4 protein-coding genes are annotated in these 4,338 nt (G+C 65.7%); 2 read left to right on the forward strand and 2 right to left on the reverse strand.

Going from position 1 to position 4,338, the window contains the following annotated elements; all coding sequences use genetic code 11:
• Window positions 1-572 (reverse strand): cupin domain-containing protein (locus ELR45_RS34500; protein WP_205855764.1); only part of this gene is annotated, 572 nt, incomplete at its 3' end.
• 210 nt (window positions 573-782) lie between these two features.
• Between ELR45_RS34500 and ELR45_RS03295 the strand changes: the two genes are divergently transcribed.
• Window positions 783-2,150, forward strand: a complete 1,368-nt coding sequence (locus ELR45_RS03295) for a tryptophanase (RefSeq protein ID WP_205855765.1) — start codon at window positions 783-785, stop codon at window positions 2,148-2,150.
• On the opposite strand, the gene ELR45_RS36630 is transcribed toward ELR45_RS03295, so the two are convergent.
• Complete coding sequence (locus tag ELR45_RS36630; protein ID WP_205855766.1) at window positions 2,084-2,455, reverse strand: helix-turn-helix domain-containing protein; 372 nt, start codon at window positions 2,453-2,455, stop codon at window positions 2,084-2,086. The two genes, ELR45_RS03295 and ELR45_RS36630, sit on opposite strands and share 67 nt — an antisense overlap.
• Before the next feature lie 279 nt (window positions 2,456-2,734).
• Between ELR45_RS36630 and tsrT the strand changes: the two genes are divergently transcribed.
• The coding region (tsrT, locus tag ELR45_RS03305) for a tryptophan 2-C-methyltransferase (protein ID WP_129663498.1) at window positions 2,735-4,338 on the forward strand (1,604 nt) is incomplete at its 3' end.

Here is a 4,338-nt window from a genome sequence, read left to right on the forward strand (position 1 = left end):
GCGGCGCGCTGGTTGTTGATCAAGCTGTCCGAGCTGTCCAGCTCGTCGACCATCAGCCGGAACTGCTTCAGCCAGCTCAGTCCGAATCCGCTGCCGACGTTCATGCCAAGATCGAAACGTACCGGGCCGGGCAACGGCGCACCCAGAAGGTCACGCAGCTGTGCCTCCACCGCAGGTCGTTCGAGCCGGAGAATCAACATGGAGCATCCAGCCGACCAGTACATGCTCAGCGGCTCGGTCGGCGACACGACCGACGCGTAACGCGGAGTCGAGCAGATCTCCATCCCTCCACACCGGACGACGCTGTGCCCGGACAGTGGAACCTGCACGACGAAGAACGATCCGAGCTCGCCGGGCTCGATCAAGACCTCCCCGCCGTACGTGACATAGTTCGCGGCGAGCTTGGCCACCCGCCTGGTGTGCATCCGGGCGTCTAATTGCGATGACTGCCCCACCAGGTCCAGCCGATGCGGGACGAACACCCGTCCCACCAGCTCGCGGGCGTGGTCGAGGTCGTTTGTGTGGAACAGCTCGTATTGCTCGAGCGGCCGCCGCACCTCGTCTTCGGCCATGCTCCAATCCTGTTCCTCGGAAATTGTGGATAACTGAGCGTAGCCACTCCATCACGCTGAGCGACACCGCCGTAGCGAAATATTTGATTACGGATAGTCCTCACCGCGCGGTCACGCACGCTGTGAGCTCCTAAATTGGCCCCTGGTGGGGGCACCGCGGGTCGCAGAGACTGGCATCTACATTGCACAGTGCTCAGCAGGAGGCGACAGTTGCCGGCGTTCATGGAACCGTTCCGGATCAAGACGATCGAGCCGATCCCATTCCCGACGGCCGAGGAGCGCCAGTCGGCGTTGGTCGACGCGGGCTACAACCTGTTCCGGGTGCCGGCGCGGCGCATCATGATCGACCTGCTGACCGATTCGGGCACCAGTGCGATGTCCGCGGCCCAATGGTCGGCTCTGCTCGCCGGGGACGAGTCGTATGCGGGGGCGAGCTCGTTCGAGCGGTTCGAGTCCGTCGTGCGGGACCTCACCGGCTACCAGGAGGTCATACCGGTCCATCAGGGACGCGCCGCGGAGCGGATCCTGCTGGGCAGCCTGCTGAAACCTGGCGACGTCTCGGTGAGCAACACCCACTTCGACACGACCCGCGCCAGCGTCGAGTCCGCCGGGGCCACCCCCGTCGACCTTCCCGCCGGCGACACCGAGGCGTCCTCACCGTTCGGTGGGAACATCGATCTCGACGCCCTGCACGACTACCTCGCCGGCTCACAAGGCAGACGCGTCCGTTGCGTGGTGCTGACCATCACCAACAACGCCGGTGGCGGTCAGCCGGTCTCGTTCGCCAACGTCGAGGGCGCACGCCGGCTCTGTGACGAGTACGGAGCCATGCTCCTGCTGGACGCCTCCCGCTTCGCGGAGAACGCCTTCCTCATCACCGAACGTGAAGACGAACTGGCAGACCGGAGCCCACGCGATGTGGCTGAGATGATCTTCGCTCTCGCCGATGGGTGCTGGGCGAGCTTGAAGAAGGACGGCCTCGCGAACATCGGTGGACTGATCGCCTTGGCGGATACCGACCTGGCCCGCAGGTGCCGCGAGCAGCTCATCGCCGTCGAGGGCTTCCCGACGTACGGCGGGCTGGCCGGGCGCGACCTCGACGCGCTGGCGCGGGGCCTGATGGAGGTCACCGACACCAAGTACTTGCGCTACCGGGCCGAGACCGCACAATGGCTCGGCGATCAGCTGACGAAGGCGGGGCTTCCGGTGCTGCAGCCCACCGGCTGCCATGCCGTCTATATCGACGCCGCCGCGCTGCTGCCGCACATCCCACCGCATGAGCTACCCGCTACGGCCCTGGCCAACGAGCTGTACCGGGCGGGAGCGGTGCGCGTGTCCGAGCTGGGGACTCTCGTGTTCGGCAGGGTGAACCCGGACGGTGGTCACGACGTGGCGGCACCTCGCGAGCTGGTGCGCTTCGCACTCCCGCGCCGCGTCTACACCAAGAGCCATCTCGAATACGTCGTCGAGACCGCGGCGACCGTGGCCGGGAACGCCTCGACGATCGTGGGTTACCGGATCGTGGACCAGGCCGAGACGCTGCGGCACTTCAGCGCGGTGCTCAAGCCGCTGGGCTGAGCCCACAACGGGACCTGCGGCGCAACGACTTGCCCTGCGGCTGCCACGTCTTTGCGGGCGTTGCGCGCGATGTGCGCCGCCGCGTCCACGTCACCCCTCGGCAGCCGCAGGACTTCACTGATCCACCCCCGCCAATAGGGGCCGGGAATTCGTTTCCCGCGTTCCCAGCGCGAGACTTCTTCTCGCGTCAGCGACCAATTGCCAGATATCTCGACGAGCAGGTCGGCGATCTCGTACTGGCTGTATCCGAGCAGTATGCGAACGCGCCGGATCATCACCCCAACAGGCTCGTCCTTCTCCACCACACATGCTCCCGCTGCCGACACGATCCGAAATAGCGGCACTGCCTCGCCCCACACCAAGCCTAAGAGCGCCACTCGCCATGGCCAGTCCACTTCGCGAACGCCGTTATCCACTTCGCGCCCGACAGGTGTGACATCCGCGAGAAGAGCGACGAGCTGGCACTTGGCCCCTGCCCAAGTGCACGTCCCGCTGTCAAGATCGGCACATCGGCTGGCTGTGGGGCCAGTTCTCAGGGCGGAGGTCGCGGGAGCCATCGGTTCCGGGACGAGAGGGAAGAGACCATGGACAACAGGCTCGTGACATTGGTGAACCCAAATCTGGTTCACCCCCCGATAACTCCATACGCGCTCGATATTCTGACGACCTCGTTGGAATCAGCGGGATACGAGGTCGAGGTGCTTGATCTCACCTTTGTCCGCGAGGAGTGGAGCACGGCCATCGCCGAATATTTCTCATCGCGTACTCCGCTTCTCATCGGCGTCACCATCCGCAACACGGACACGATCTACCCGCAGGAGCAGCGGGTCTTTCTCGACTCGCACCGTGACATCATCCGGTCCATCAGGCGCTGCTCGGCCGCACCGATCGTCGGAGGCGGTGTGGGCTTCTCCTCGATGCCGTTCGCTCTGGTCGACTATTTCGGCATCGACTTCGGCGTCAAGGGCCCCGGCGAGGTCACACTCGTCGAGCTCGCCGACGCGATCGCCGCCGCCACGTCGCCCGCCGACGTTGCCGGGCTGATCATCAACGACGGCGACGGACATGTGCGCCAAATCCCACACGCCACCGAGCTCATCGCGCTCGGCCGGGCACAGCTGGTGAACAGGACCACTGCGTACACGCGCCGCTCCGGCGTCGACCACAGGGTGGACAACCTCAGGTACTACGAGCGCGGCGGACTGGGCAACGTCCTCACCAAGAACGGCTGTACCTTCGCATGCACGCACTGTGTCGAGCCTGATGCCAAGGGCAGCCAGTTCGCCCGCCGTGCCGAAACCGCCGTCGTCGATGAGATCGAGGCCCTGACCGCACAAGGCGTGCATGACCTGCACACCACGGACAGCGAGTTCAACCTCAACATCGCGCACAGCAAGGCCGTGCTGCGCGAGATCATCCGGCGCAAGACCACCGACCGGTCCTCCCCGCTGCACCGCCTACGGCTGTGGATCTACGTCCAGCCGGCGCCGTTCGACGAGGAGTACGCGATGCTATTGGCCGCGGCTGGCTGCGTCGGGATCAACCTGGCCCCGGATCACGTCCGCGATGACGTCCTCAACGGCTGGAAGATCACCGGCAAGGGCAGCCGGTTCTATACCTTCGACGACGTCCGCCGACTGTGCCGGCTGGCCAACAGGTACGGCATGCTCACCATGGTCGAGGCACTGCTCGGCATGCCCGGCGAGACCGAGGAGACCATGCACGAATGCGTCGACGCTCTGCAATCGCTGGACGCGACCGTCGTCGGCTACACGCTCGGCATCCGGGCGTTCCCCTACTCCCCGCTCGGCCGCGAGCTCGCCAGGCGCAGCGACGGAACGACGTCCGTGCCCGGCGTGCAGTCGAACACCGCCACCGAGCCGATCCTGCTCACACCGCTGGAGAAATGCACCAGCAGGGCCGAGTACGAGCGCCAGTTCATGTTCTCGCCCGACGGGGAGTTCCGTCCGGTCTACTTCTTCTCCCCCGACCTGCCCGAGGGCCCGACCAACACCGAGCCCGACGATCGCTGGTTCGCCAGCCTCAAACTCCTGCGCGACTGGGTCCCCGAACGCGACCACCACCGCGTCATGCTGCCCACGGCGCCCGGGCGCTCCGAAGACGACAACAACTACGCCGACAACCCCTTCCTGCTCCGCCTGACCGAGCAGGACTACAAGGGTGCCTA

This window comes from Phytoactinopolyspora endophytica (assembly GCF_004138495.1).
Taxonomy (GTDB): domain Bacteria; phylum Actinomycetota; class Actinomycetes; order Jiangellales; family Jiangellaceae; genus Phytoactinopolyspora; species Phytoactinopolyspora endophytica.